The sequence below is a fragment of the Heliomarina sp. genome (assembly GCF_052826185.1).
Map to the genome: position 1 here is coordinate 1 of NZ_JBRBUI010000033.1, position 23789 is coordinate 23789.

Genomic DNA, 23789 nt, shown 5'->3' on the forward strand with positions numbered 1-23789 from the left:
AGCGGCGGCAGCACGAAACCGTGGGGGCCAAGGTAGCTGCCGAACATGCCGGAGGGCGTGAAAGGCAGATCGTCCACCCGGATGCCGCCGACCAGCAAACGGGCCAGTTCCGTGCCGGGCAGACCCTCCATCCAGGCACGCAAGTCGTCCCGCATCCCCACGCCGACGTCATTGCGGGTGATGCGGTGGTCGAGAACCCAGGCGCGCGCGTCGGAAATGTCCAGCGTCTCGCCCAGCAGCGCCATCGCATCCAACACCTCGACCCCTTCGCCGCGCATGACATCGGCAAAGACGGCGTGATCCTTGATCGCCTGTTTGACCCAGAACACATCGTCGAACAGCAGGTCTTCGCGGTTGTCCGGTGTCAGACGGCGATGCGCCAGGCCGGGTGGCGATACGATCACCTGCCGCAATGTACCGGCTTCGGAATGAACGCCCAATTTTGGTTCAGACATCTGGAATGCCTCCTTCTTTCTAATCAGAGAATGGCGGCCAGGCTGATCCCGGCCGAGATGAAGACGACGAGGATCAGCAGCAGGGGCCAGACGAAGACGACCCAGCGGTCGAACGACACGCGCCCGATGGCCAGACCGCCGATCACAACCGCAGAGGTGGGCGTGATCAGATTCACGAGCCCGCTCGCCGATTGATAGGCCGTCACCACGAGGTCACGGCCGACCCCCGCGAAATCCCCCAACGGGGCAAGGATCGGCATCGACAGGACGGCCAGGCCGGACGACGACGGCACGAGAAAGCTCATCCCGATCTCAATCCAGAGCATCAGGTTGATGAACGCGACTTCCGGCAGGCCACCGAGGGTATCGGCGGCACTGTTCAGGATCGTGTCGGCAATCAGGCCCTGCTCCATGATCACCACGATGCCGCGCGCCAGACCGATCACCAGCGCCACCCCCAGAAGATCCTTCGCTCCGTCCACAAAGGACGACGTCAGCTTCTTCTCCCCCATGCGGGCGACCAGCCCGACGACGATGGCCATGCCGAAGAACAGCGCGCCCATCCGGGCCATCCACCAGCCCTGGCTGGAGACACCCCAGATCATCACCGCAAAGGTCGCAAAAAACAGGATCAGGACCAGCTTCTGAGTTCCGCTCAGCTTCGGCTCCTCGAACGTTGCATCAGTCTCGTTCAGAGAAAACTGCCGGTCGCTGTCGCGTTGCGCAGCGACGACGGACCGAGCCGGGTCGGCTTTGACCTTTGAGGCATAGTGCATCACATAAGCCACGCAAATCACGAGGCCGCCCAGCAGAAGGACCAGCCGCAGCGCGATACCATCCGTGAATGGGATGCCCGCCGCGTTCGACGCGATCACCGTGGCGAAGGGGTTGATCGTCGATCCCAGCGTGCCGATCCCGGCACCGATCAGGATGATCGCCACGCCGGTCACGGAATCGTACCCCGCCGCGATCACCACCGGGATCAGAAGCGCGTAAAAGGCCAGCGTTTCCTCGGCCATGCCATAGGTCGTGCCGCCCAGGGCAAAGAGCGACATCAGGATCGGGATCATCCAGATCTCGCGCCCCTTCAGCCGCACCATCGCCGTCTGGATGCCGGTGTCGATGGCATTCGTGGCATTCACCACGCCCAGAAAGCCGCCCAAAAGCAGTACGAACAGCGCCACGTCGATGGCATTTGCGGCATAGCTGTCGGGATCATAAAACCCCGCCACCGGTGCCAGCATGACGTCGATGACCCCCTGCGGATTGGGCTCGACCGTTTGATACGTACCCGGCACGGCGATCTCGCGCCCGACCTCTTCGTTCATGGCGCGGTCATATTGGCCCGCAGGGATAATCCAGGTCAGCGCCGCGACAACGATGATCAGGCCGAACAGGATGGAATACGCGGTGGGAAACCGCGCCGCCATGCCCTTCCCGTCCGGTGTCTTGGTCGATGATGTGTCAGACATCTCAAGTCCCCCTTATTCAATGTGATTTCTGCGAGTGTCCGGCGTGAAGCGGCACCTGGCCTGCCTGCGCATCGCCCTGACCGCCGCCGCTGGCGGACCCACTCTTGCCCGCACCAATACCTTCCAGCCGCGTTCGTTTCAGCAGCAGCGCGTTGACCGCCACCAGCGCGGAGCTGCCCGACATGGCAAGTGCTGCCACGGCGGGGCTGATGATCAACGGATAAAACACCCCTGCCGCCATCGGAAAGGCGACCACGTTGTAAGCCACGGCCCAGAACAGGTTCTGGTGCATCTTGCGCAAGGTGGCGCGCGACAACTCGATGGCCCCCACGACATCGTAGGGATCGCTTTTCATCAGCACGACATCGGCGCTTTCCATCGCCACGTCGGTGCCCGCACCGATGGCAAATCCGACATCGGCCTGGGTCAACGCGGGTGCGTCGTTGACACCGTCACCGACCATGCCGACCTTCTTACCCTGGGCCTGAAGCTCTTTGACCTTCTCGGCCTTTTGGCCCGGAAGAACATCTGCCAGCACAATGTCGATGCCCAGCTCGCCCGCGATCCGCCTTGCGGTACCTTCGTTGTCGCCGGTCAGCATCGCCACCTCGACGCCGCGTGCGCGCAGCTTGGCCACGGTGGCCTTGGCGCTCGGACGCGGCGCATCAGCGATGGCGATCAGGCCCAGCATCCGTCCGCCCTGCGCCACATGCACAACCGTGCGGCCCTCGCCCTTCAGGCGCTCGGCCTCCGCCGTCAGGGTGCCGACGTCGATACCCTCCTCGTCCATCAGGCGCCGATTGCCGACCAGCACGGTCTTGCCTGCGACTTCGGCGCGCGCGCCGCGGCCTTCGAGGTTGAGAAACTCGGCCATCTGCGGGACGTCGAGGTCCGCCGCGCGTTCGACAATGGCGAGCGCCAGCGGGTGGTCCGAGCCGCGATCGACGGCCGCCGCAGCCCGCAGCGCGTCATCCTCCGCGCCGCCTTCGGCGGCAACGACCTCGACCACGCGCGGTTCGCCCATGGTCAACGTGCCGGTCTTGTCGAAGACGATCACGTCAAGCTTGGTCGCGTCTTCCAGCGCACCGGCATTCTTGAACAGGATACCGTGCTGCGCCCCTAACCCTGTGCCCACCATCACCGCCATCGGCGTAGCAAGCCCAAGCGCGTCCGGGCAGGCGATGACGAAGACGGTGATCGTCAGCGTCAGCGCGAACAAAAGCGGAGAGCCGATCCACCAGAACCAGACCGCGAAGGTTGCAAGTCCGATCACGACGGCGATCAGCACCAGCCATTGTGAGGCTTTGTCGGCCAGAAGCTGGGCGGGTGCCTTGGAGTTCTGCGCCTCCTGCACCAGCTTGACGATCTGCGCCAGCGCGGTGTCGGCCCCGACCTTGGTGGCGCGGTACCGGAAACTGCCGCTCTTGTTGATGGTGGCGCCGATCACGGTGTCGCCGACGGCCTTGTTGACCGGCATGGATTCGCCTGTCAGCATGGATTCGTCGACCAGCGACGCGCCTTCGACAACCTCGCCATCCACCGGGATCTTGTTGCCGGGCCGGATCAGCACGATCTCGCCCTCAAGTACTTCGGAGGTAGGCACCTCAACGTCTTGCCCATCGCGGATAACGGTCGCCATCGGCGGTGCAAGATCGAGCAGTGCGCGGATTGCAGCGGACGCCCCGGCCCGCGCGCGCATCTCCAGCCAGTGACCCAACAGGATGAACACCAGCAGCACCGCCACCGCCTCGTAGAATTGCACGCCCGGAAAGAAGAAGGTAGACCCGACGCTGAACACATAACCGGTGCCAACCGACAGCACGACCAGGACCGCCATGTTCAGGATGCCGTTGCGCAGGGCGCGCCAGGCGGCGACGAAGAACGGCCAGCTTGGCCAGATAATCGCGGCACTACCCAGGAAGAACAGCCACAGATCCAGTTCCAGCCCGAAGGGCGGCGCGGGTGGCGTGAACAGGCCACCCATCGGCGAATAAGTGAAGATCGGGATGGTGAACAGCAGCGCCACCCAGAAGCGGTTGCGCATGTCGCGGACCATGCTGGCCATGTCCATACCACCGCCGTGGCCCATCTCGTGCGCCATCGCGTCGTGGCCAGCCGGGGCCTCCGCGCCAGACATTTGATGGTCGGCGTGGCAGACATGGTTCGGAACCCGCTCCCCGGCGCAGTGGAATCCGCAGGCCTCAACCGTGTTGCGCAGCTCTTCCTCGCCCACTGCCGTCTCATCGTAGTGGACTGTCACGCTTGCCGATGCCGGGTTCGCTTCGGCGCTGTGCACGCCGCCGAGAGCTGACAAATGGCGTTCGACCGCGAGATGATCGAGTTCCTCGAACAGCCCGCGGACCTCAAGGGTCAATTTTTTCAATGTTGGCTCCTGTCGATTTTCCTTGCGATCGAGAACGACCGTTTAGGTAAATAGACGTTGCCGGTCTCCAAACCTTACAGTTCCATCCGAAAGGCATTGATTTGCATGAAAGCCACTGGCGATTCCTCAACTCGGCAATTCGAATACTTTGCCGACGGGGCGCGCCAAGTCTCCGCAGAGGCCTCGTGCTCAGGGAGGTAATCGCGACTGAGCTGCCCCCGCGACCGTCCCATCGCAATGGGTGGTCAGCGGCGCCGAGAGGACTCCCGTAATGAGCCGGTTGCTTTTCAACGCCCAGTTTGTGCCTTAGGTTTGCACTTTGGGCCGTCCCAAAAAAATATGTCGGAGAAAGAATTCCATGTGCTTGTCCGCGCAAGTCAGCTTTGCCGCCAGCGTTTTTCTTGTTGGCGGCGGCACGGCCATTTCAATTGTGGCGTGGCGGCGAAACAAACGGTATCTTCCGCTTGCCCTGATGCCGCTTTTTGCCGGACTGCAACAGTTTACCGAGGGTTTTGTCTGGGTCGGCATGAACGGAAACGATCCCCTGACGGTCTTATGGGGAGCTATGGGGTTCATTTTTTTCACCTGGTTCATGTGGCCGATCTGGGTGCCATACTCGGTCTACGTTCTGGAACCGGACGACAGCCCTCGGAAGCGGTTGTTCCGCCTCATGGCGTTGATCGGACTGGCCTTCGGTCTATTGCTTTACATCCCGCACGGGCTGAACAGCAGCATGGTCGTGGTCGAGATCAACAACCAGTCGCTGGCCTATGAAAAATCAATGTGGCTTGATTACATGATGCCACGCTGGCTGACCAATACGATCTATGTGACCCTTATCACCCTGCCGCCAGCGCTGTCGCATTACAAACATATGCGCCATTTCGCCCTGACGCTGGTGGCGGTGATCGTGATCGATATCGCCTTTCTCCAGTTTGCCTACATTTCGTTTTTCTGCCTGCTGGCGGGGCTCGCAACGCTGCATCTGGTGTACATCATTTTGACCAACAAATGCGCCCGTGAATGCCCTGAATTGTTCGCCTGATTCCGTCGCCTAGCTTTGCTTGTCGCAGTAGGGGATCGCTTCGGCGCTAGACTGGGCAGTAGCAATCATCGGGATCCTCCAGGCAGCAGGCTCCACAATGGTATTGGATCGCCTCGCGCAGAGCAGCGCGCGCCCTGTGCAGCCGAACGCCAAGGGCATTGCGGTTCAACCCCATATCGGCGGCCACGATTTTCCGATCCTCTTCACCGAAATCGATCCGCCGGATCAATTTGGTATCAACGGTACGAAGCTCGGTAAGCAGCCTGCTCGGACAAGTGCACAGCCGCGCCATCTGCACCGGCGCATCGGCAACCAACTGATGTGGGTCTCGTGCGACAGCTACGGCCAAGCGGCTGCGCCGAGTGGCTTTGCGAAAATGATCGTTCATGGTGGACCGGAGGATCGCGTATAGCCATGCATCCATGCGTTCCACGTCGCGAAGCTGATCCTTGCGAGTCAGCACCCGAATGCAGAACTCTTGGAAAACATCCTCGGCATCCGCGCGGTTGCCGACCCGTTTCGCGAGGAAGCCGAGAAACGCTTTTCGCCCTTCGACCAGTGCGTTCTCGGTCGCTGTTCCACTATATTGTTCTTCCACATTGCTGTTCATTCGAGTTCCTCCTTTTATTGGCTCCACTTAATCACACGACGGTATTTGGCCTCTGGTCGGCCGCGCTTCCGAAGTGACTGAAGGAGTAAAAAATCAGAGCCAGTCCTGTCACGATCATCGGCGCGGAAAGCACTTGACCCATCGTCAGCCCCCATTCGCCGAAATGAAGCGCGTGACCGATCGGATTCTCGGCGGTCACGAACTGCATGTCCGGCTGCCGGAACAGTTCCACGAAGCTTCTGGCAAGGCCGTACCCAGTAAGGAAAACCCCGGTCAGAGCACCGGGGGCCTTCAGCCAGCCGCGCCGCCAGGCGAGATAGAGCAGGAGTGTTCCGAGCAGCAGCCCTTCCAGAAGCGCCTCGTATAGCTGCGAAGGGTGTCGGGCGCAGAGCCCGGTGATGCCGTCACAGACTTGCGCCGCCTCGCCCGGAAAGATTATCGCCCAAGGAACGTCCGTAGGCCGCCCCCAAAGCTCGTTGTTGGTGAAATTCGCCAGCCGTCCCAGAAACAGCCCCGGCGGAGTTGCCAGCGCAAGCAGGTCTGCGGTGCTGAGCAGGGATCTTTTCTGACGAAGACAGAATATCAGCGCCGCAATCCCTACACCCGCAAAACCGCCGTGGAACGACATGCCGCCCTGCCACACCTTGAGGATTTCCAGCGGGTTGGCCAGGTAATAGCCGGGCTGATAAAACAGCACGAAACCCAGGCGCCCACCCACGATCACGCCCAGTATGATCCATGTCAGAAGGTTCTCGATCTGCTCGCGATCAAGTGGCGGACCGGCCGGGGGCCAGAGTGCCGGGCGATTGACTGCGGCCAGACAGATGCGCCATCCGATGAGGATGCCGACGATATACGCCAGCGCGTACCAACGCAGCGCGAATGTGAAACTGCCGATTTCGATCGAGAACAGATCGGTTCCGATGTCCGGAAATGGTATCGCTGCGGTCAACATTGAGGGAGTCCCTGTTCTTTACTTTGGAACCGAAAACCGAAATGCCCCTGGCGCTCAATCCATGGTGCTCGTTTCAGAAGATGGTGTGCGTCACGATCAGTCATGGCGTAATCTACATCTTTGCCAGTCCCTGACGCCGATGAAGACGAGCGGGGTCAGGGTCAGAGCGCCCAGTCCGATTGCAGCCCAGGCAGCACGGGAGGTGTCTCCGCTGACGGCTTCGTTGCCGAAATGCGCGAGTACGAAACTGGCAGGAATAATTCCGGCTAACGTGGCCAGTCCGAAGCGCCAGAAATGCAGTCGGCTGAGCCCCGCTGCATAGCTGACAATATCGAACGAAACGAATGGTAACAGCCGACTGATAAAAACCGTGAATGTTAGCGCGTTCTGAGAGCCAAGCCAGCCAACATCGATCTTGTCGCCAAACCATTGCCGCAATACGTCCCGACCCAAAAACCGGGCGAGAACGAAGGCTGCAAGAGCGCCGAATTCGGCACCGAGAACGATGTAAACTGTTCCGACGGTGTGGCCGTAGGCCGCGCCTGCAGCCAGTGCGATGGGTGCACTTGGGATCGGCGTGGCCACGATCGCTATCGTCATCAGTCCGACGACTAAAATTGGCCCCCAGATACCTGCAGCCATGACCCAAGCAGAGATCCTGTCGCCGTTCAGGCGGGTCAGGGTGTCGGGCAGCGGTCCGAACGCAAGGACCAGCAAGGCCGCCGCGAATGCCAGCGCGATGGCGGTCTTGACGGTTGGTGTGAGCGTATTGTTACGGTTCATCTGCGCCTCATGTCAGGTCAAGGGCATCGAGAGAGACTTCAGGCCGCGTCCAAAGCGGCCCGGAGCAAATCGCGGACTTGATCGGCGACTTCGTGCAACTCGGCGTTCTCTACCGCTTGCATAGAGGCCACAGGGTCAATGGCGCTGATTTCGGTGCCTCCGTCCATCTGGCGCAGAATCACATTGCAGGGCAGCATCGCGCCGATGCGCGGCTCGATTTCGATGGCCTTGTGGGCCATGCCCGGATTGCAGGCACCAAGGATGCGATAGGGCGCCATCTCCACACCCAGCTTCTTTTTCATCGTCGCCTTCACGTCGATCTCGGTCAGTACGCCAAAGCCCTTTTCTGTCAATGCATCGCGGACGCGCATTTCAGCGTCGCCCAAGGCGACATCTTTCAAGACACGATCATAGGTATAGGCCAATTCGATTTTCTCCCTTTCGGATTTTCTGTGGTTGCTGCTCATTGCCTGGACTTGGCAAGTCCGGACGCGGTCTGGTGTTGCGTCCGGATGTTTTCGGATCAGACGTTTGGGGAAGCGGCGCCAGTCAGAGCTGGCGCCGAACCTCTCAATTGTCGTTCATCATGGTGCCGTCGCCCATGCCCTGGCCATTGCCGGGCTGACCCTGCGACTGCGCCATGTTCGACCGCATCATCTGCATCCGTTCCATCATTTCGGCAGGCGCCACCATCTCTTCCGCCGTCACCGCGCCGTCACCGTCGGCATCGAGGTGCTGGAATCGGTCCACCATCATCTCGCGGATCATCGCGCTGTGAAGCGTTTCGAACTCTGCAATCGAGAGGGAGCCGTCGCCATCGCCGTCATATTCGGCAAGCTTGGCCTGCAGCTGCGTGCGCATCTCTTCAGGGGTGACCTTGCCGTCGCCATCAGCGTCCAGCATCTTCGTCATGCCTCCGCCCATCGGGCCCATAACGCCCATCATGCCGCCGCCCATCATGTTGCCATGCATGCGCTGCATCATATCCATCATTCCATCCATGCCCTCCATCATGCCCATCATGCCGGGGGCACCTCCTTGCGCGGCACCGGGTCCGGATTTTCCGCCGTGTCCGTGGTGGGACTCCGCGAACGCGGCACCGCCAAGGACGGTTGCAGTGAGGGTCATTGCAGCGAGTAGAGTATTGCGTTTCATTTAGGTTACCTCGTGTCAGTGTTGCGATACAGAACATATGGCAGATGCCTGTCGCGAAGGAATGCAGGGAGCGCAGGCGTTTTGTATCGGCAGGTCGCAAACGCGGGGCCTGTTACACTTCGTGACAAATCTCTTCGGGAAAGCACCCGGCATTCATCTAAAGGAAGGCTTATGAGCGAACCGCCGCACATTCTTGTCGTCGATGACCACCGCGAAATCCGCGATGCCGTGACGCGCTACCTGGAAAAGAACGGGATGCGCGCAACGTCCGCGCGCGACGCGGTCGACATGGATGCGAAGCTTGCGAACGGCAAGTACGACCTCATCGTCCTCGATGTCATGATGCCGGGGGAAGATGGTCTTTCCGTGTGCCGCCGACTTTCGGCAAGTGGATCCGTTCCGATCCTGATGTTGACCGCGCTCGGGGAGGAAACCGACCGGATTGTTGGCCTTGAAATCGGCGCGGATGACTACCTAGCGAAACCCTTCAACCCGCGTGAACTGGTCGCCCGGATCAAGGCCATCCTGCGCCGTTCGACGAAAGCCGAACCCTATGCAGGTACACTTTCGGGCCGACGTATCGCATTTGCCCATTGGATTCTGGACACGGACAGTCGGGTACTTTCGAACGAGGACGGTGAGCAAATCGATCTGACCAGCGCGGAATTCAAGCTTTTGACCGTCCTGCTGGAACGTCCTCGTTTTGTCCTCAGCCGCGATCAGTTGCTCGATCTGACGGCAGGCCGCGCAGCGTCAGTATTTGACCGGACCATAGACAATCAGATCAGCCGACTGCGCCGGAAGATCGAGCTTGATCCGTCGCGGCCGCGCATCGTCACGACTGTGCGCGGCGGCGGCTATTGCCTGGCTGCCGATGTCCACGAGTTGAGCTGATGCCGCGCCCCTTCGATAATCTTCGTGGGCAGTTGGTCCTGCTGATCGTCGCGGCGCTTGCTGTCGCACAGACGATCAGCCTGTGGCTGTTCGTCGACGAGCGTGGTCTCGCCGTGCGCGCCGCCTTGGGTTTCGAAGCGGCAGGCCGGGCCGCGAACGTCGCGCTCTTGCTCGAAGAGGCGCCGGAGTCCTTGCAGCAGGCGATCCTGAGAGCGGCGAATTCCCCTTTGGTACGTTTCGATCTTTCGGACATTCCCGCTGTCGATCATGAAAGCCATGCAGACGGTGGAGCCGTAGAGGCGCGCGTTCGCGGACTACTAGGTGGCGCGAACGATCGAGAAATCCGCGTGGAATTGCACGAGGTCGAGCAAGGCATTCCGCCGATGCCACATCTCGCGCCGGAGATGGCCGAAATGCATCTCGCGATGATGCGGGGCGAGCTTTCCGCGATCGAAATGCAACTGTCGATCGCCCTGGCGGACGGGCAGTGGCTGAATGTCGGAACAAGGTTCGAGCGGCCGCCGTTGCAGTGGCCATGGGCTTCAATCGTCAGTTTCGGAATCACGGCGGCGATCATTCTAGTCTCGGCCTGCTGGTTTCTTCTGACCCGGCTAACCGGACCGCTTCTGCGCGTTTCGCGCGCAGCCGACAGGCTTGGAAAGGGGGAAGCCGTCGATCCGTTGCCACTGATCGGTCCGAGCGAAGTGCGCGGCCTCACGCAGGCCTTCAATCGGATGCAGGCGAGACTGACGCGTTTCGTCGCGGACAGGACAAGACTTCTTGCGGCATTGGGCCATGATCTGCGCTCTCCGCTGACCGCCATGCGGGTGCGGGCGGAGATGGTGGACGAGGACGAAACGCGTGAAAGTCTTGTCGCCTCAATCGAGGAAATGCAGGAGATGGTCGATGCAACGCTTGCCTTTGCACGGGGCATGGCCAGCTCCGAAGTCTACGAGACGGTGGATCTGAAAACCTACCTGAAGCAGTTGCAGGCCGACATGATCGACGGCTTCACCCTTGATACAGCCAACAGCATAAGCGTTCGCTTGCGTCCCCAATCGGTGCGCCGCGCCCTGCGCAACATCATCGAGAACGCGCAGCGCTATGGCGGGGGGGCGGAGGTCACCTTCGTACATGACGCCGAATACGTCCAGATACGGGTCTCCGACAACGGACCTGGGGTTCCCGAAGCCGAACTCGAGCAAGTGTTCGAGCCGTTTTTCCGGCTCGAAAAATCCCGCTCGCGCGAAACCGGTGGGACCGGTCTTGGCCTGTCGATCGCGCGAACGATTGTGCGGGCCCATGGCGGCGACGTAGCGCTGACGAACCGCACCGAAGGCGGTCTTCTCGTGACCGTCACTTTACCACTCGAAACAGAACCTGATCAGCAAGAAAGGAACACCTCATGATAAAAATGGTATCCGCTGTAACCCCGTCAGCCCTAGTATTGTCCGCCGGAGCCGCGCTCGCCGATCCTGCGGACAGTTGGGGCAACGGTTTCGGTCACATGATGTGGGGAGGTGGATTCGGCATGGCTGGCGGTTTGATGATGCTGTTGTTCTGGGGGGCGATCATCGCATTGATCGTGTTGGCCGTCCGCGGGTTCTCGGCCGGGTCCCGCTCAGGCGGCAAATCCGACGCGGCCGAGATTCTTCGCGAACGCTATGCCAAAGGTGAGATTGACGAAGAGGAGTACGAGCGCCGCAAGGCGAAACTCGAATTGTGACGCCAAGGCTGATGCTTTTGATGCCCACCGAACTATGAATCATTAACTATCGACCTTCCCACCATGGAACGCTGTGTCCACTAAGGGAACGGCCGAATGATTGGGAAATCGGACAGGTTGTTTTCGCCTTCGGCTTCGACACCGCAGTGTTCCAAACCGTGCTGCCCATGAGGGTTGCAATGTTCCATGGATGCATATTGCGCGCCGTTCGTGTTTACAGGCCTCGCATTCAGGTCATTTTGGCACGGCAACAAATCGCGTGATGTCAGTAAGCCGAAGGTAGATATTTGAGGATCACGATCTGGTGACAGCCGGGTTCGCGCGCACTTTTTTGCGATGCTACGAACTGATACAAAATTCACTGTTATGTCAGACGAGCTCGCTTGACCCTCCAGTGCTGGAAGGTGGTTTATGCACACCTGATAGGCAAGAAATCAGGAGCAAGAATGCCATGGTAGAGCAGGCACCCTTTGTAATCCATAGACGTCGTTTCGTACTGGCTGCGGCGGGCGGCGTAATCGCGTTGGCTGCGCCGTCGTTACTCCGGGCGCAGTAAGCGGAAACGACGCGTCGGAACTTATCGTCTTTCCGCACGCACGAGTGGCGGGACCATTTCGAGACTCTGGACAAAGGTATCATCATTTCGGATACGATCACGAAAGTGTTGCAGCATTGGACCGCCGATGGCGAAATGCGAATCTATCCGACATCGGTTCCCCTGACCGATGAGTTGACAAAGCGGGGCTATACCGAGGTTGTCGAAAAAAGGGAGAACCCGAGCTGGGCGCCAACGCCGTCGATGCGTGAGCGCAACCCCGAATGGCCAGTGCTTATTTCAGGCGGAGACCCCGCCAATCCGCTGGGCACCCGTGCGTTCTATCTGTCTTGGCAGTATTACCGGATCCACGGAACGCAGGATACTCGGAAGATCGGGCGCAAGTCGTCGAACGGATGTATTGGCCTCTACAATGAACATATCGAGGAAGTCTTTGACAGAACGGCGGTGGGAACACAGGTCAAATTGATCTGAAGTGGACAGATGGCTGCGAGGGACCGTAGATAATGAACAAGGTACTTCTGGCCGTTGTGGCCTTTCTGTTGGTCGGCGGCTTGGCGATTTATTGGAACACCTCCCCATCTGGTCAACAGGCGGCCGGTCACTCGATGGTGCCACCGGACACAAGCGGCGTGGCCCGAGGTGCACCCATCGTGGAGGTTTCGGTGCCGACGGACCTGTCAGCGAATGCACAGATCGGAAAACGCGCATTCGAGGCGAAATGTGCCGAATGCCATGGCGCCAACGCAGCAGGTCAGAATGGTGTTGCGCCGCCACTTGTGCACAAGATCTATGAGCCTTCACATCATTCGGACATGGCTTTCGTTCTAGCGGCCAAGAACGGTGTCCGGTCGCATCACTGGAATTTCGGGAATATGCCGCCGGTCAAGGGACTGACAGACGCTGACGTCAAGATGATCACGCAATTCGTCCGGGAACTCCAAGAAGCGAATGGCATTTTCTAACAGATTGAAGGGTGAAATTTTTTTTACCGGGAATTTGACCAATCGCCACCGACCGCGACTCTTCCAGAGCTTCTTGCCGTGCGCGGCTGGACCGTCGCGGACCTGAACTATGATTTGCTCGGCAGCTTGACTCGGCAGGGCAACGTGTTCGGTGGAATTCGGCGCGGTCGTGTAAACCGAAACTCGGTTCCTCCCTATTTGCGGCTTGCCTGCGGTGTCGGTCAATCTTCTGGCTATCAGGTTGCTGAAAGCAGCAGAGACGATCACCTTACGGGTGTCGCAGCCGAACTACGATCAATGCGACGGGGCGCGCCAGAGCTCCATACTATTTAAGGCTAGGAGAGAACATGATACGATGGGATTTCCTTTTGCGTAGCGCTTCGGCGGTCGCTGTCCTTCCATTGCCCAGAGCGGGGCGCGCCTTGACGCCTCAATTTGACGAATTCAAAGCTCAGGTGAGCGCGGTCCAGCTCGCGCCGCCGCCTTATCCAAAGACGGAAATATGGGGCTATGACGGCATGATGCCCGGCCCGGAGTTGCGGATCGCGCAGGGTGCCCGCGTTCAGCGAAAGTTACTGAACGCGCTGCCACAGGCAAGCTCGGTCCACTGGCACGGAAGCCGGATCGACAACGCGATGGACGGCGTCGCCAGGCTGACCCAAGCCGCCGTCGAACCGGGCGAGAGTTTCGATTACGACTTCGTTGTACCTGATGCCGGAACCTATTGGTATCACGCCCATGCGAGGTCCTTCGAACAGGTCGCCCGAGGGCTTTACGGCGCGCTGATTGTTGAGGAAGCGGAAGCTCCGGAAGTGGATCGCGAGGAGGTTCTGATCCTGGACGATTGGCTTCTCGATCCCGAAACCGCACAGATCAATCCCGACTTCACCTCTGCGCATTCCCGCAGCCACGCAGGCCGCATGGGAAATTTCGTTGCGACGAACGGACAGTACGGTCTTGCGATCGATGTGCGTCAGAATGAACGGCTTCGACTGCGTCTGATCAATGCGGCCAACGCGCGGATCTTCGTCGTTGATATCGCCGGAATGGAAGGCTGGACCATCGCGTTGGACGGGATGCCACTGGCGCAACCCCAGAGGCTCGGCGAACCCCTCATTCTCGGCCCCGGCCAGCGCGCCGATCTGATCGTCGACGTGACTGCCGACTCCGGTGAAACGGCCCATCTGGTGCGCCTCGACAATGGGGAAGGTATGTCACAAGTTGCCCTTACCGTGACCGGTCGGGCGTCCGCCGTACGCCGGGATGACCCCCCTGCCCTGCCGAGCAATGCGAATATGGATGTTCCGGGCCTAGACAATGCGGTTCCCGTTCGCCTTAACATCGAGGGCGGTGCGATGGGCCGGATGCAATCGGCGGTCTTGAACGGTGAACGGAAATCCTTCCGCGATCTGGTCGACGAAAACGAATACTGGGCCTTAGACGGCACCGTCGGAATGCCCGATGCACCGCTTGCCGGTCTCGCTCTCGGGCAGACCGTCAAGCTTGAGATTAGCAACGACACGTCCTTCCCGCACGCGATGCACTTGCACGGGATGCATTTCCGCGAAATCGGCGAGGATGGCACATTGGGGCCGCTCCGGGATACGATAACGATGTTCCGGGGGGAAACGCGGACCGTTGTCTTTGTCGCCGATAATCCAGGCGACTGGCTGTTTCACTGCCACATGCTCAGCCACGCGGCCGCCGGCATGATGACGTGGATGCGAGTGACGTGATGCGAAGATACCTGATGCTGTCGGTGATTTTTCTGGGCGGTGGCGGAGCCACAGCCTGGCTCATGAGCACGGCCGGTGTGCAGACCGAATCCACGCCGGAAGCCGCCGACATTGCACAGGGTGAAGATCTTTACAGAGAATATTGCGCGGCCTGCCATGGCGCCGATTTGGAAGGACAGCCGGATTGGCGGTCGGCCGGACCAGATGGCGTCCTGCCTGCACCGCCGCATGACGAAACCGGTCATACCTGGCATCATCCCGATGGCGTGCTGTTTGACTACACCAAGCTGGGCGGCAAGGCCGCTCTTGCCCTCCAAGGGGTCGAGTTCGAAAGCGGCATGCCCGGGTTCGGCGACCAGCTGTCGGACGCCGAAATCTGGAACATCATCGCTTACATCCAATCAACGTGGCCGGAGCGTCAGCGCGCTATTCAAGCCGAACGAAGTGCTGACCAGCGACAGCAGGAAGGCAACTGAACCGCGTCCGAGAAAGGCGCTGAATATCTTTGGGTCGAGGAAAAGTTGGACTGGTTGTCGAGCGAAGGTATGGCGCAATCGAGTTACCGCCCATCCACGGACACATCCAATTGGTCGAGTGCGCTTAATCGACTTGGCACGACAGGTCGCTGGGTACGTGATCCGGCAAGTTTTGCACCAGTAATTGCAGTCCCAAGGGTTATTCAGGTCGCGGCTGGCGCCGACACATCGTATCCTGCGTTTTGGATCGCTTCCGCCACCGCCCTGACGCTGAGAAAACTCTCGACCGAAACGGTATGCGTGCTCAAGTCGCACGAAACGGTCGCAGTTGGGTCAATAGACCTAATCGCCTTGTCAATTGTTGCGGTGCAATGCCCGCAACTCATTCCCGGAACTGTGAAGCTGCTCATATACGTCTCCTTCTCTCTTATCTTCAGGTGGGCGCTTCCAGCGGAGGAAGGTCAAGGGAAAAAATATTTTGAAAAGCTTGACCTTCCAGTTGGTGGAAGCCCTAGATATCTTACCCAGAGACGAAGGAGACGCTCATGCCAGTCACACAAGACCTGCGGGTCTCTGTCCAGAACATGTCCTGCGCATCATGTGTCGGTCGGGTCGAGCGCGCGCTCTCGGCGCTGCCCGGGGTCGAAGAGGTCAATGTGAACCTTGCGGCCGAAACTGCGCAGGTCCGAATCGACTCGGAAACCCGGATACCGGAGCTGATCGACGCGCTGGATCGGGCCGGCTATCCCGTCCAGACGCAGACAATTCGCCTGAACGTCTCGTCCATGTCCTGCGCGTCCTGCGTCGGCCGTGTCGATAAGGCGCTGGCGGCAGTGCCCGGCGTACTGGAGGTCAACGTCAATCTCGCCGCCGAGACCGCAACCGTGACTTATGTCGAGGGCGCGATTAAGATCTCCGATCTACTGAAAGCTGCCACAGACGCCGGCTACCCTGCTGAACCGGCGGACAGTGCCTTGCCCGAGGAGCACAGCGCCCGCAAGGCAGGCGAAGCGCGCAATCTGGCCCGTAAGACCGCCTTCGCGGCAACAATGGCGCTGCCGGTTTTCCTGCTCGAGATGGGTGCACACCTGGTGCCGGGGATGCACGAGATGATCGGCCGCACCATCGGTCACCAGACAAGTTGGATGATCCAGTTCGTACTGACGACAGTTGTGCTGTTCTGGCCCGGACGCCACTTTTACGCCAAGGGTTTCCCCGCGCTTCTGAAGGGCGCGCCCGACATGAACAGCCTCGTCGCCGTCGGCACCGGCGCAGCCTATCTCTATTCTCTTACCGCGCTCTTTGCGCCTGCGCTGCTGCCCGTGGCGTCCCGTGCCGTTTATTTCGAGGCAGCGGCAGTCATCGTCGTGCTGATCCTTCTGGGCCGCTGGATGGAGGCGCGCGCCAAGGGCCGCACCGGTGCCGCGATCCAGAAGCTTCTTAGCCTTCAGGCCCGCACCGCGCGGGTTCTGGTGGACGGGGAGCCGCAGGACGTCGCCATCGAACGGATCGGCACCGGCGATATCCTCGTTGTGCGTCCCGGCGAACGCATTGCGGTGGATGGAGAGGTCACGCAAGGCAGCGCCCATGTCGACGAGAGCATGATCACCGGAGAGCCGCTTCCCGTGTCCAAGTCCGGGGGCGATCCGGTCACCGGCGGCACCGTCAACGGCACCGGCAGCTTCCGGTTCCGCGCCACACGTGTCGGCGCCGACACGACGCTCGCGCAAATCATTCGCATGGTGGAGCAGGCGCAGGGCGCCAAGTTGCCGATCCAGGGCCTGGTGGACCGGATCACGCTGTGGTTCGTGCCGGCGGTCATGGCACTGGCCGCGTTGACCGTTCTGGTCTGGCTGCTGTTCGGCCCCTCGCCCGCCCTGTCCTACGCGTTTGTGGCCGGGGTCTCGGTCCTCATCATAGCCTGCCCCTGCGCCATGGGACTGGCCACGCCGACCTCGATCATGGTCGGTACTGGGCGCGCAGCCGAGATGGGCGTGCTTTTCCGCAAGGGCGACGCGCTGCAACAACTGACGTCGGTGGATGTTATCGCGCTCGACAAGACCGGCACCGTCACCCAAGGGCGCCCCGAACTGACCGATATGGTCCTGGCCGACGGGGTCGACCGGGCCGACATCCTGGCACTGGTGGCGGCGGTCGAGACGCAGTCCGAGCATCCCATCGCCGAAGCCATCGTGCGCGCGGCCCAGGCCGAGAACGCGGCACGTCACGACGTCGAGAGCTTCGAATCCATCACGGGCTACGGCGTTCGGGCCAAGGTTGCCGGCCACGAGGTGCTTGTCGGTGCAGATCGCCTGATGGTCCGCGAAGGACTGAGCATCGGGTCGCTGGCCGAGGCGGAGGGCCGCTTGGCCGTGCTGGGCCGCACGGCATTGTTTGCCGCGGTGGATGGCAGGGTTGCAGCGGTCATCGGCGTGTCCGATCCGGTCAAACCCGCCAGCGCGGCCGCCATTGGCGCGCTGCACCGCCTCGGGCTGGAGGTCGCTATGATCACCGGCGACAAGCGCGAGACAGCCGATGCCATCGCACGCGAAACCGGCATCGACCACGTGATCGCCGGCGTTCTGCCCGATGGAAAGGTGGCCGCACTAAACGAGCTTCGCCAAGGGGGCCGACGGATCGCCTTCGTCGGCGACGGCATTAACGACGCCCCCGCGCTGGCACATGCGGATGTCGGTATCGCCATCGGCACGGGAACCGATGTGGCCATCGAATCCGCCGATGTGGTGCTGATGTCGGGCGATCTGCGCGGCGTGGTCAACGCCTTTGAAGTATCAGGCCGCACGATGCGCAACATCCGTCAGAACCTGTTCTGGGCGTTCGGCTACAACGTCGCGCTGATCCCGGTGGCTGCGGGTGTGCTCTACCCCACGTTCGGCTTGTTGCTCTCGCCAGTCCTGGCTGCCGGAGCCATGGCACTGAGTTCGGTCTTCGTGCTGACCAACGCCCTTCGGCTACGCAGGGTCCATCCCATCATGGAAGAAGCCAGAGCGCGCGGTGGTGAAGAGGCCACTTTGCTATCCCCTAACCCTGTCGCCGCTGAATAAGGAGAACCTGATCATGAATATTGGAGATGTCGCCGCCCTTTCTGGCCTCCCAGCCAAGACGATCCGATACTACGAGGATGTCGGGCTTGTGAAGCCTCTTCGCAGCACGAACGGCTATCGCACATTCCGTGAAAGCGATGCGCACAAGCTCGCGTTTCTCGGCCGTTCCCGGGCGCTCGGCTTCAGCATTGAAGACTGCCGCAACCTTATTGCTCTGTACGAGGACGAAAAACGCGCCAGCGCCGAAGTCAAGGATATCGCCGAGCAGCATCTTGAACGGATCGACGACAAGATTGCGGAGCTGAAGGAAATGCGCGCGACGCTAGCACATCTAGTGGACGCCTGTGCCGGGGATCACCGCCCGGATTGCCCAATCCTCGCCGATTTGGCAACGAAACACCGCGGCGAAGAGCAACTCAAGAATACTGCGTTGTAGGGTGCGAGCGTTTGGCTTGGGCGATCCTCTTTGCGATTGTGCTCTTCGGTTTGAGCGGACTTGTGCATGTCCGTGCGATGAGTTTCGTCATGACGGCCACCAAACGCACTCCATTCACACAATCAAGCCGCCTCTTATTTGCCCTCTATACACTCGCGACCGCCCACATAGGTGAAGCCGGGCTCTACGCACTGGGTTTCAGTTTCGGCGAGTTCTTAGGTATTGGCGGTTTCGCTCAAGATAACGTCGATTCATTCATGGATGTTTTCTACTTTTCCGTCGTCAATTACTCCTCTCTGGGGCTTGGCGATATTTATCCCACGGGTCATTTGCGCTTTCTTGCCGGCATCGAGGCCCTGAATGGCTTTCTCCTCATCAGCTGCTCGGCCTCTACAATCTTCCTCGTGGTCACGAGAAAGATGGATTAGGAGCGCCACAAAACCTCACCCGAAAAGAGTTGGAACCCTCCATCGCTGGAAGGTTGTTGATGTTCTGAACGGGGATGGAACAAGCGAAAGGAGCACGTCATGTCATATTGGAGATTTGCCGCCATGATCGCGACCTCGACGGTCGTGATGTTCGGGCTGATGTATCTCAACACCTATCTTCTGACCCATGTTTTCTGGTCCGAAACCCGAGCCTATATGGCGCTGTTGATGGGTGCGACGATGGCGATCATCATGTTGGCGTTCATGCTTTCAATGTATTCGAGCAAGACCGTAAATGCCGCTATCTTCAGCGGTGCCGTCGTCGTGTTCGCCGCCTCGCTCTGGCTCGTACGAAGCCAGGTCACGGTGGGCGATACCAGCTACATGCGCGCGATGATCCCACACCATTCGATCGCGATCATGACATCGAGCCGCGCCGATATCTCGGATCCGCGCGTGCGCAAGCTCGCGGACGAGATCATCTATGCGCAAGATAAGGAAATCGCGGAGATGCGCTATCTGATCAACGATATCGATGCATCCGGCGACACATCCGAGACTGCAAGTGTCGAGAGCCCCCGTATTGTGAGCTTGGATCAAGCCCTGTCAACAGCAAACGTCGCAGTGCTCGACCCCGGCTTCCTGACGAAGGAGGATATCGCGCAGCTTCTGCCGAATGGCGCGGCGTGCACATTCAACTATACAACCGGCAGTCCGGCCTCACTGGCATTGGGTGAGATCGATGGCGCAGCCGTCGGGCTCGTCAAGCTGAGCGGCGATCTCGTCCGGGTCGAACAGAATGCAGCCGGCGAATTGGGCACAGAAGGCCTGTCGATCCGCCTTGGCGTTCCCCAAGACGGTGCTGCGCTCGAAACCGCAGGTACCGAACCGGTCGATGCGACTCTGACGATCGAGCTCGATGCCGGTCTGACCGCCGGATTCCGGGGATTCTACAGTTGCGGGGCATGACATGAAGCACCATTCAAGCACACAAGCGCAGTCGGCGACGCTGTACCGCATGGTCATGCCGGGCCACCTCTGCCCCTACGGTCTGAAGTCCAAAGACTTGCTGGAGAGGCAAGGGTATGAGGTTGAGGACCACCATCTGACCACGCGTGAGGAAACCGACGCGTTCATGGAAGAGCACGGCGTCGAAACCACCCCGCAAACTTGGATCGGGGAAGAGCGGATCGGCGGATATGACGACCTTCGGGTCCATTTCGGCATCGATGCGCCGGAAGACGAACGCTCGGACACGTCCTACCAGCCCGTGATCACGATCTTTGCCGTCGCGTTCCTGATGGCGCTCGGTTTGTCGTGGTACAGCTTCGAGAACATTTTCACCCTGCGCGCCCTGGAATGGTTCATCTCGATCTCGATGTGCTTTCTGGCGGTACAAAAACTTCAGGATGTCGAAAGCTTTTCGACCATGTTCCTGAACTACGACCTGCTGGCGCGTCGGTGGGTGCGATATGGCAAAATCTATCCGTTCGGAGAGGCTTTCGCAGGTATCCTCATGGTCGCCGGGGCGCTGACTTGGCTTTCGGCACCGGTGGCCTTGTTCATCGGCACCGTTGGCGCAGTATCGGTTTTCAAGGCGGTCTATATCGACAAGCGTGAATTGAAATGCGCCTGCGTCGGTGGTGACAGCAATGTTCCGCTTGGCTTTGTCTCGCTCACGGAAAATCTGATGATGATAGTCATGGGGATTTGGATGCCGATCAGAGTCTATCTGATCGGCTGAAAGGCGGATGCCGTTTTCACATCCTTCAGACTCGTTCTCCCGGTAGGAGCGCAGGTCAGGCAGCACTGCGAAAAAAGGTTAGGCTGAATGGACCAGATAATCGAAGCATTCACGACCGGGGCGGGCATGCTCTGGAAGGCGCTCTGGGCGCTGATCTTCGGCTATATCATCTCCGCAGGCATCCAGATCTTCGTGACACGGGATCAGATGGCGCGTGTTCTGGGTGATCGTGGTGCCAGGAAGGCAGGCATTGCCGGGTTCTTTGGTTTCGTGTCGTCGTCCTGTTCCTTCGCGGCGCTTGCCGCGTCGCGTTCGATCCTCGTGAAAGGAGCGCATCCGGTCAATTCCATCGCCTTCCTGATTTCATCGACGAATCTGGTGATCGAGCTTGGAATCGTCCTTCTGGTCCTGCTGGGCTGGAAATTCATGGTGGCGAATTTCATGCTTGGCATCCTGATGACGATCTACGCCTATGCCCTCACCCTGATATGGTTTCCAAGGTCGCTTGTCCAAAGAGCAAAAGAGCATGCGGAGAAGGCCCAGTCCGACGAAGGTATGGACACGGACCGGACCATGAAGGGATCGTTCCGCGACAAGCTGCTGTCCCGCGAAGGATGGAATCGGATCGCCCGCGCTTTCTTCATGGAATGGCAGATGGTTTGGAAGGAGATCCTGTTCGGCTTCACGGTCGCGGGTTTCATTTCCGTCTTTGTGCCGCAGAGCTTCTGGAACGCGATCTTCCTGGTCGCAGATGGCGGTGCGCAGGACGCGCCGGGCTTCCTGATCGTTCTCGAAAACGCGCTGGTGGCACCGGTTGTGGCCTTCTTCACCTTCATCGGGTCGATGGGCAATGTCCCCCTGGCCGCGATGCTCTGGTCGCGTGATGCGTCGTTCGGCGGCGTGATCGCCTTTCTCGGAGCCGATCTAGTTGCTGCCACGGTGATCTGGGTGCACGCAAAGTATTATGGCTGGCAGTATGCGCTCTATCTTTCAGGCTTGCTGTACCTGTGCATGGTCGCTGCGGGAATTACGGTGCATTACCTGTTCGCTCTCGTAGGGATGATCCCGACCGAGCGGCCTTCGCTTCAGGAGATGGTCCGGTTCAGCATCGACTACACGTTCTTCCTCAACCTGATATTTCTCGTCATCGGGGCAATACTGATCTGGCTTCACCTCAGAAATGCCAAGGAGAATTAACCGATTGAGGCCAGGAATGGGAAGGTTCCCAAGAGCCAGTAGGCAAACCGGGACAATTGGCCGGTCATGATGGCAACGCCCATGATGATCATGGCGACGCCCGCGCCCTTGTAGAGCCAGCGACCGGCCTTGCCGATCTGTCTGACCCGCGCGGCGATGGCGTCGGTGAACAGCGCGGCCAGCAGGAACGGCACGCCTAGCCCGGCGGAATAGATCGACAGCAGCCAAATGCCGTCCGACATGCCGCCGGAAGTCGAACTGAGTGTCAGGATCGCGCCAAGGATCGGTCCGATGCACGGCGTCCATCCAAACGCGAAGGCCAAGCCCAGGACGTAGGCTCCGAGCGGGCGACCCCCCGGAATGTCGAGTGTGAAGCGGGTGTCACGCGAGAACGCTTCCAGACGGAAGGCACCCAGCATGACCAGTCCGAACAGGATGATGATCGCCCCGCCCAGATAGTTGAGCTCAGTGCGCCAGGACAGAAGCAGCGACCCGAGCGCGCTGGCCCCGGCACCCAACGCGACAAAGACCGTGGAAAATCCCAAAACGAAACAGGCGCTTAGCCCAAGTGCCCCGGCGCGTGCCCGCAGACCGACCGACCGTGTCGTGCGCAAATCCGGCTGGCCCGCAATATAGGAGACATAGCCCGGCACCAGCGGCAGGACGCAGGGCGACAGGAACGAAATGGCTCCCGCCAGAAACGCCGCGACGATGCCGATGCCGGAAATATCCATCATGCGTTACCATGTCCGCTGAAGGGCCGTGATGCCCACCAGAAGGCAATCAGCGGGATTACGATCCATTGCAGTACCGGCGACAACCCTGCATCGAGGACCGGAATGATCGGCATCAGGTCCGAATAGGCCCAAGCCGCGCGGATCACGATGTTGAGCCATTCACTGAACAGCGTATATCCCAAACCGAACAATATTGTCAGGACGGTCACCGATCGTCGTGTCGGCGCCACGAAGGGCCAGCCGCGGCCGGTCAGCATCAAGGCAAGCATCAGCGCGCTCATGGCAATCAGGATGTCGCCACCCGTGCAATGAACCGCGGCGAAGGCGATCTCACCCCAGGTGCCCTCGTTCCAGATCGTGTAGAGCGGCATGTGGGCGAACTCCCAGATCAGATTAGCCGGGATGATCACCGAAAAATACCGACGCAGGGCTGTCAGTGAAATTCCGTCTGTCGAGGACAGCCTGACGCCAGTCGCGGTGACACTCATTGAAACACCCCTGTCACCCGGTCCCACCAACTGCGTTCCCGGCGTCGATGCTGGGCATTGTTGATCAACTCGCTGACATAGAGGATCAGATTCACATTCTTGAAATCCATGCCATGGAACTTTGCGGCAAACCGCCCGCCGATATCCACGACATGGGTGACCGCACCGTGCATCATCATGTCGCTGTCGGCGGTCGTGGTGAACTCGAGCCCATAGTCCCGCGCCACAAGGCGCGTCGCGTCGTCGCTCTGATCGGGCCGTTTGGTCAGAATGACCCAGTTGCTCGGATCGAGCCCATGCCGGTCCGCGTAGTCGCGCAGAACGTCCGGCGTGTCATTCACGGGATCGGTCGTGATCGAGATGAATTGCACCAGATCGCTCATCGGCCCGTCGTTGATCGAAGCCTGGACCGCCGCGATCTTTTCCGCATGGAGCGGGCAGAGATCCGGGCAGTTGGCGTAGATGAAATGCAGGATGACGACC

General features: G+C 60.0%; 25 protein-coding genes and 1 pseudogene. 14 read left to right on the forward strand and 12 right to left on the reverse strand.

Features of this window, described 5'->3' with window-relative positions; translation table 11 throughout:
- The 3 genes from ACU0FH_RS10970 to ACU0FH_RS10980 all read right to left on the reverse strand — a co-directional run.
- Positions 1-455: arginine deiminase family protein (locus ACU0FH_RS10970; protein ID WP_446194646.1), on the reverse strand; the 455-nt coding region annotated here is incomplete at its 3' end.
- Positions 456-478: 23 nt separating this feature from the next.
- On the reverse strand, positions 479-1927 hold the full coding sequence (locus ACU0FH_RS10975) for a YfcC family protein (RefSeq protein WP_446194647.1): 1449 nt from the start codon (positions 1925-1927) through the stop codon (positions 479-481).
- Positions 1928-1943: 16 nt separating this feature from the next.
- Complete coding sequence (locus ACU0FH_RS10980) at positions 1944-4310, reverse strand: heavy metal translocating P-type ATPase (protein WP_008282905.1); 2367 nt, start codon at positions 4308-4310, stop codon at positions 1944-1946.
- Positions 4311-4668: 358 nt separating this feature from the next.
- Here ACU0FH_RS10980 and ACU0FH_RS10985 point away from each other — a divergent pair, with 358 nt between their 5' ends.
- The gene (locus ACU0FH_RS10985) at positions 4669-5355 is read left to right on the forward strand and encodes a DUF6629 family protein (protein ID WP_037275433.1); all 687 of its coding nucleotides are present in this window, start codon (positions 4669-4671) and stop codon (positions 5353-5355) included.
- A gap of 46 nt (positions 5356-5401) precedes the next feature.
- On the opposite strand, the gene ACU0FH_RS10990 is transcribed toward ACU0FH_RS10985, so the two are convergent.
- The 5 genes from ACU0FH_RS10990 to ACU0FH_RS11010 form a co-directional block, all read right to left on the reverse strand.
- A complete protein-coding gene (locus ACU0FH_RS10990) occupies positions 5402-5965 on the reverse strand; it encodes an RNA polymerase sigma factor (RefSeq protein WP_088635784.1) in 564 nt (187 codons plus the stop codon).
- 31 nt (positions 5966-5996) lie between these two features.
- Positions 5997-6920 carry a prolipoprotein diacylglyceryl transferase gene (gene lgt, locus ACU0FH_RS10995; protein WP_037275436.1) on the reverse strand — a complete coding sequence of 308 codons (924 nt, stop codon included), beginning with the start codon at positions 6918-6920 and terminating at the stop codon, positions 5997-5999.
- 96 nt (positions 6921-7016) lie between these two features.
- Entirely contained in the window at positions 7017-7703 is a 687-nt protein-coding gene (locus tag ACU0FH_RS11000) for a TVP38/TMEM64 family protein (protein WP_099911740.1), read from the reverse strand.
- A gap of 38 nt (positions 7704-7741) precedes the next feature.
- On the reverse strand, positions 7742-8128 hold the full coding sequence (locus ACU0FH_RS11005; RefSeq protein ID WP_037275483.1) for a DUF302 domain-containing protein: 387 nt from the start codon (positions 8126-8128) through the stop codon (positions 7742-7744).
- 145 nt (positions 8129-8273) lie between these two features.
- Entirely contained in the window at positions 8274-8858 is a 585-nt protein-coding gene (locus ACU0FH_RS11010) for an EF-hand domain-containing protein (protein WP_233145758.1), read from the reverse strand.
- A gap of 171 nt (positions 8859-9029) precedes the next feature.
- Here ACU0FH_RS11010 and ACU0FH_RS11015 point away from each other — a divergent pair, with 171 nt between their 5' ends.
- The 7 genes and pseudogenes from ACU0FH_RS11015 (at position 9030) to ACU0FH_RS11045 (ending at position 15211) form a co-directional block, all read left to right on the forward strand.
- Positions 9030-9752 carry a response regulator gene (locus ACU0FH_RS11015; protein ID WP_037275440.1) on the forward strand — a complete coding sequence of 241 codons (723 nt, stop codon included), beginning with the start codon at positions 9030-9032 and terminating at the stop codon, positions 9750-9752.
- Entirely contained in the window at positions 9752-11161 is a 1410-nt protein-coding gene (locus tag ACU0FH_RS11020) for an ATP-binding protein (protein WP_037275442.1), read from the forward strand. The genes ACU0FH_RS11015 and ACU0FH_RS11020 overlap by 1 nt, the downstream gene beginning before the upstream one ends.
- A complete protein-coding gene (locus ACU0FH_RS11025) occupies positions 11158-11478 on the forward strand; it encodes an SHOCT domain-containing protein (RefSeq protein WP_075571760.1) in 321 nt (106 codons plus the stop codon). The genes ACU0FH_RS11020 and ACU0FH_RS11025 overlap by 4 nt, the downstream gene beginning before the upstream one ends.
- A gap of 451 nt (positions 11479-11929) precedes the next feature.
- A pseudogene (locus tag ACU0FH_RS11030) lies at positions 11930-12508 on the forward strand (L,D-transpeptidase).
- A gap of 32 nt (positions 12509-12540) precedes the next feature.
- On the forward strand, positions 12541-12999 hold the full coding sequence (locus ACU0FH_RS11035; protein WP_238372975.1) for a c-type cytochrome: 459 nt from the start codon (positions 12541-12543) through the stop codon (positions 12997-12999).
- A 347-nt stretch (positions 13000-13346) separates the two neighbouring features.
- On the forward strand, positions 13347-14735 hold the full coding sequence (locus tag ACU0FH_RS11040; RefSeq protein ID WP_273545141.1) for a multicopper oxidase family protein: 1389 nt from the start codon (positions 13347-13349) through the stop codon (positions 14733-14735).
- A gap of 14 nt (positions 14736-14749) precedes the next feature.
- Positions 14750-15211 carry a c-type cytochrome gene (locus tag ACU0FH_RS11045; RefSeq protein WP_238372977.1) on the forward strand — a complete coding sequence of 154 codons (462 nt, stop codon included), beginning with the start codon at positions 14750-14752 and terminating at the stop codon, positions 15209-15211.
- A gap of 203 nt (positions 15212-15414) precedes the next feature.
- Here ACU0FH_RS11045 and ACU0FH_RS11050 read toward each other — a convergent pair whose 3' ends face one another.
- Positions 15415-15621, reverse strand: coding sequence for a heavy-metal-associated domain-containing protein (locus ACU0FH_RS11050; protein WP_238372978.1), 207 nt, complete (start codon positions 15619-15621; stop codon positions 15415-15417).
- Between the two features lie 135 nt (positions 15622-15756).
- Between ACU0FH_RS11050 and ACU0FH_RS11055 the strand changes: the two genes are divergently transcribed.
- From ACU0FH_RS11055 to ACU0FH_RS11080, 6 genes are all read left to right on the forward strand, one after another.
- Complete coding sequence (locus ACU0FH_RS11055; RefSeq protein WP_238372979.1) at positions 15757-18276, forward strand: heavy metal translocating P-type ATPase; 2520 nt, start codon at positions 15757-15759, stop codon at positions 18274-18276.
- Between the two features lie 13 nt (positions 18277-18289).
- The gene (gene cueR, locus ACU0FH_RS11060) at positions 18290-18712 is read left to right on the forward strand and encodes a Cu(I)-responsive transcriptional regulator (protein ID WP_009820195.1); all 423 of its coding nucleotides are present in this window, start codon (positions 18290-18292) and stop codon (positions 18710-18712) included.
- An 11-nt stretch (positions 18713-18723) separates the two neighbouring features.
- Entirely contained in the window at positions 18724-19140 is a 417-nt protein-coding gene (locus ACU0FH_RS11065; protein WP_009820196.1) for an ion channel, read from the forward strand.
- Between the two features lie 99 nt (positions 19141-19239).
- Positions 19240-20109 carry a DUF305 domain-containing protein gene (locus tag ACU0FH_RS11070; protein ID WP_114276288.1) on the forward strand — a complete coding sequence of 290 codons (870 nt, stop codon included), beginning with the start codon at positions 19240-19242 and terminating at the stop codon, positions 20107-20109.
- 1 nt (position 20110) lies between these two features.
- Positions 20111-20884 carry a glutaredoxin gene (locus ACU0FH_RS11075; protein ID WP_337926831.1) on the forward strand — a complete coding sequence of 258 codons (774 nt, stop codon included), beginning with the start codon at positions 20111-20113 and terminating at the stop codon, positions 20882-20884.
- 87 nt (positions 20885-20971) lie between these two features.
- Positions 20972-22081: a permease gene (locus ACU0FH_RS11080; protein ID WP_238372981.1), complete on the forward strand. Its 1110-nt coding sequence runs from the start codon at positions 20972-20974 to the stop codon at positions 22079-22081.
- On the opposite strand, the gene ACU0FH_RS11085 is transcribed toward ACU0FH_RS11080, so the two are convergent.
- The 3 genes from ACU0FH_RS11085 to ACU0FH_RS11095 form a co-directional block, all read right to left on the reverse strand.
- The gene (locus ACU0FH_RS11085; protein WP_037929528.1) at positions 22078-22818 is read right to left on the reverse strand and encodes a cytochrome c biogenesis CcdA family protein; all 741 of its coding nucleotides are present in this window, start codon (positions 22816-22818) and stop codon (positions 22078-22080) included. The two genes, ACU0FH_RS11080 and ACU0FH_RS11085, sit on opposite strands and share 4 nt — an antisense overlap.
- The gene (locus ACU0FH_RS11090) at positions 22815-23306 is read right to left on the reverse strand and encodes a hypothetical protein (protein WP_238372983.1); all 492 of its coding nucleotides are present in this window, start codon (positions 23304-23306) and stop codon (positions 22815-22817) included. Before ACU0FH_RS11090 ends, ACU0FH_RS11085 begins: the two co-directional genes overlap by 4 nt.
- On the reverse strand, positions 23303-23789 hold a 487-nt coding region (locus tag ACU0FH_RS11095), incomplete at its 5' end, for an SCO family protein (RefSeq protein WP_446194651.1). The genes ACU0FH_RS11095 and ACU0FH_RS11090, both read right to left, overlap by 4 nt.

What these genes read in the sequence shown, in the direction of transcription:
- ACU0FH_RS11040 (WP_273545141.1), top strand. Translation starts at nt 13,347, where the DNA reads ATGATACGATGGGATTTCCTTTTGCGTAGCGCTTCGGCGGTCGCTGTC.
- ACU0FH_RS10990 (WP_088635784.1), bottom strand. Translation starts at nt 5,965, where the DNA reads ATGAACAGCAATGTGGAAGAACAATATAGTGGAACAGCGACCGAGAAC.
- ACU0FH_RS10975 (WP_446194647.1), bottom strand. Translation starts at nt 1,927, where the DNA reads ATGTCTGACACATCATCGACCAAGACACCGGACGGGAAGGGCATGGCG.
- ACU0FH_RS11045 (WP_238372977.1), top strand. Translation starts at nt 14,750, where the DNA reads ATGCTGTCGGTGATTTTTCTGGGCGGTGGCGGAGCCACAGCCTGGCTC.
- ACU0FH_RS11075 (WP_337926831.1), top strand. Translation starts at nt 20,111, where the DNA reads ATGAAGCACCATTCAAGCACACAAGCGCAGTCGGCGACGCTGTACCGC.
- ACU0FH_RS11070 (WP_114276288.1), top strand. Translation starts at nt 19,240, where the DNA reads ATGTCATATTGGAGATTTGCCGCCATGATCGCGACCTCGACGGTCGTG.
- ACU0FH_RS11035 (WP_238372975.1), top strand. Translation starts at nt 12,541, where the DNA reads ATGAACAAGGTACTTCTGGCCGTTGTGGCCTTTCTGTTGGTCGGCGGC.
- ACU0FH_RS11055 (WP_238372979.1), top strand. Translation starts at nt 15,757, where the DNA reads ATGCCAGTCACACAAGACCTGCGGGTCTCTGTCCAGAACATGTCCTGC.
- ACU0FH_RS11085 (WP_037929528.1), bottom strand. Translation starts at nt 22,818, where the DNA reads ATGATGGATATTTCCGGCATCGGCATCGTCGCGGCGTTTCTGGCGGGA.
- ACU0FH_RS11010 (WP_233145758.1), bottom strand. Translation starts at nt 8,858, where the DNA reads ATGAAACGCAATACTCTACTCGCTGCAATGACCCTCACTGCAACCGTC.
- cueR (WP_009820195.1), top strand. Translation starts at nt 18,290, where the DNA reads ATGAATATTGGAGATGTCGCCGCCCTTTCTGGCCTCCCAGCCAAGACG.
- ACU0FH_RS10985 (WP_037275433.1), top strand. Translation starts at nt 4,669, where the DNA reads ATGTGCTTGTCCGCGCAAGTCAGCTTTGCCGCCAGCGTTTTTCTTGTT.
- ACU0FH_RS11050 (WP_238372978.1), bottom strand. Translation starts at nt 15,621, where the DNA reads ATGAGCAGCTTCACAGTTCCGGGAATGAGTTGCGGGCATTGCACCGCA.
- ACU0FH_RS11090 (WP_238372983.1), bottom strand. Translation starts at nt 23,306, where the DNA reads ATGAGTGTCACCGCGACTGGCGTCAGGCTGTCCTCGACAGACGGAATT.
- ACU0FH_RS11020 (WP_037275442.1), top strand. Translation starts at nt 9,752, where the DNA reads ATGCCGCGCCCCTTCGATAATCTTCGTGGGCAGTTGGTCCTGCTGATC.
- ACU0FH_RS11015 (WP_037275440.1), top strand. Translation starts at nt 9,030, where the DNA reads ATGAGCGAACCGCCGCACATTCTTGTCGTCGATGACCACCGCGAAATC.
- ACU0FH_RS11000 (WP_099911740.1), bottom strand. Translation starts at nt 7,703, where the DNA reads ATGAACCGTAACAATACGCTCACACCAACCGTCAAGACCGCCATCGCG.
- lgt (WP_037275436.1), bottom strand. Translation starts at nt 6,920, where the DNA reads ATGTTGACCGCAGCGATACCATTTCCGGACATCGGAACCGATCTGTTC.
- ACU0FH_RS11025 (WP_075571760.1), top strand. Translation starts at nt 11,158, where the DNA reads ATGATAAAAATGGTATCCGCTGTAACCCCGTCAGCCCTAGTATTGTCC.
- ACU0FH_RS11080 (WP_238372981.1), top strand. Translation starts at nt 20,972, where the DNA reads ATGGACCAGATAATCGAAGCATTCACGACCGGGGCGGGCATGCTCTGG.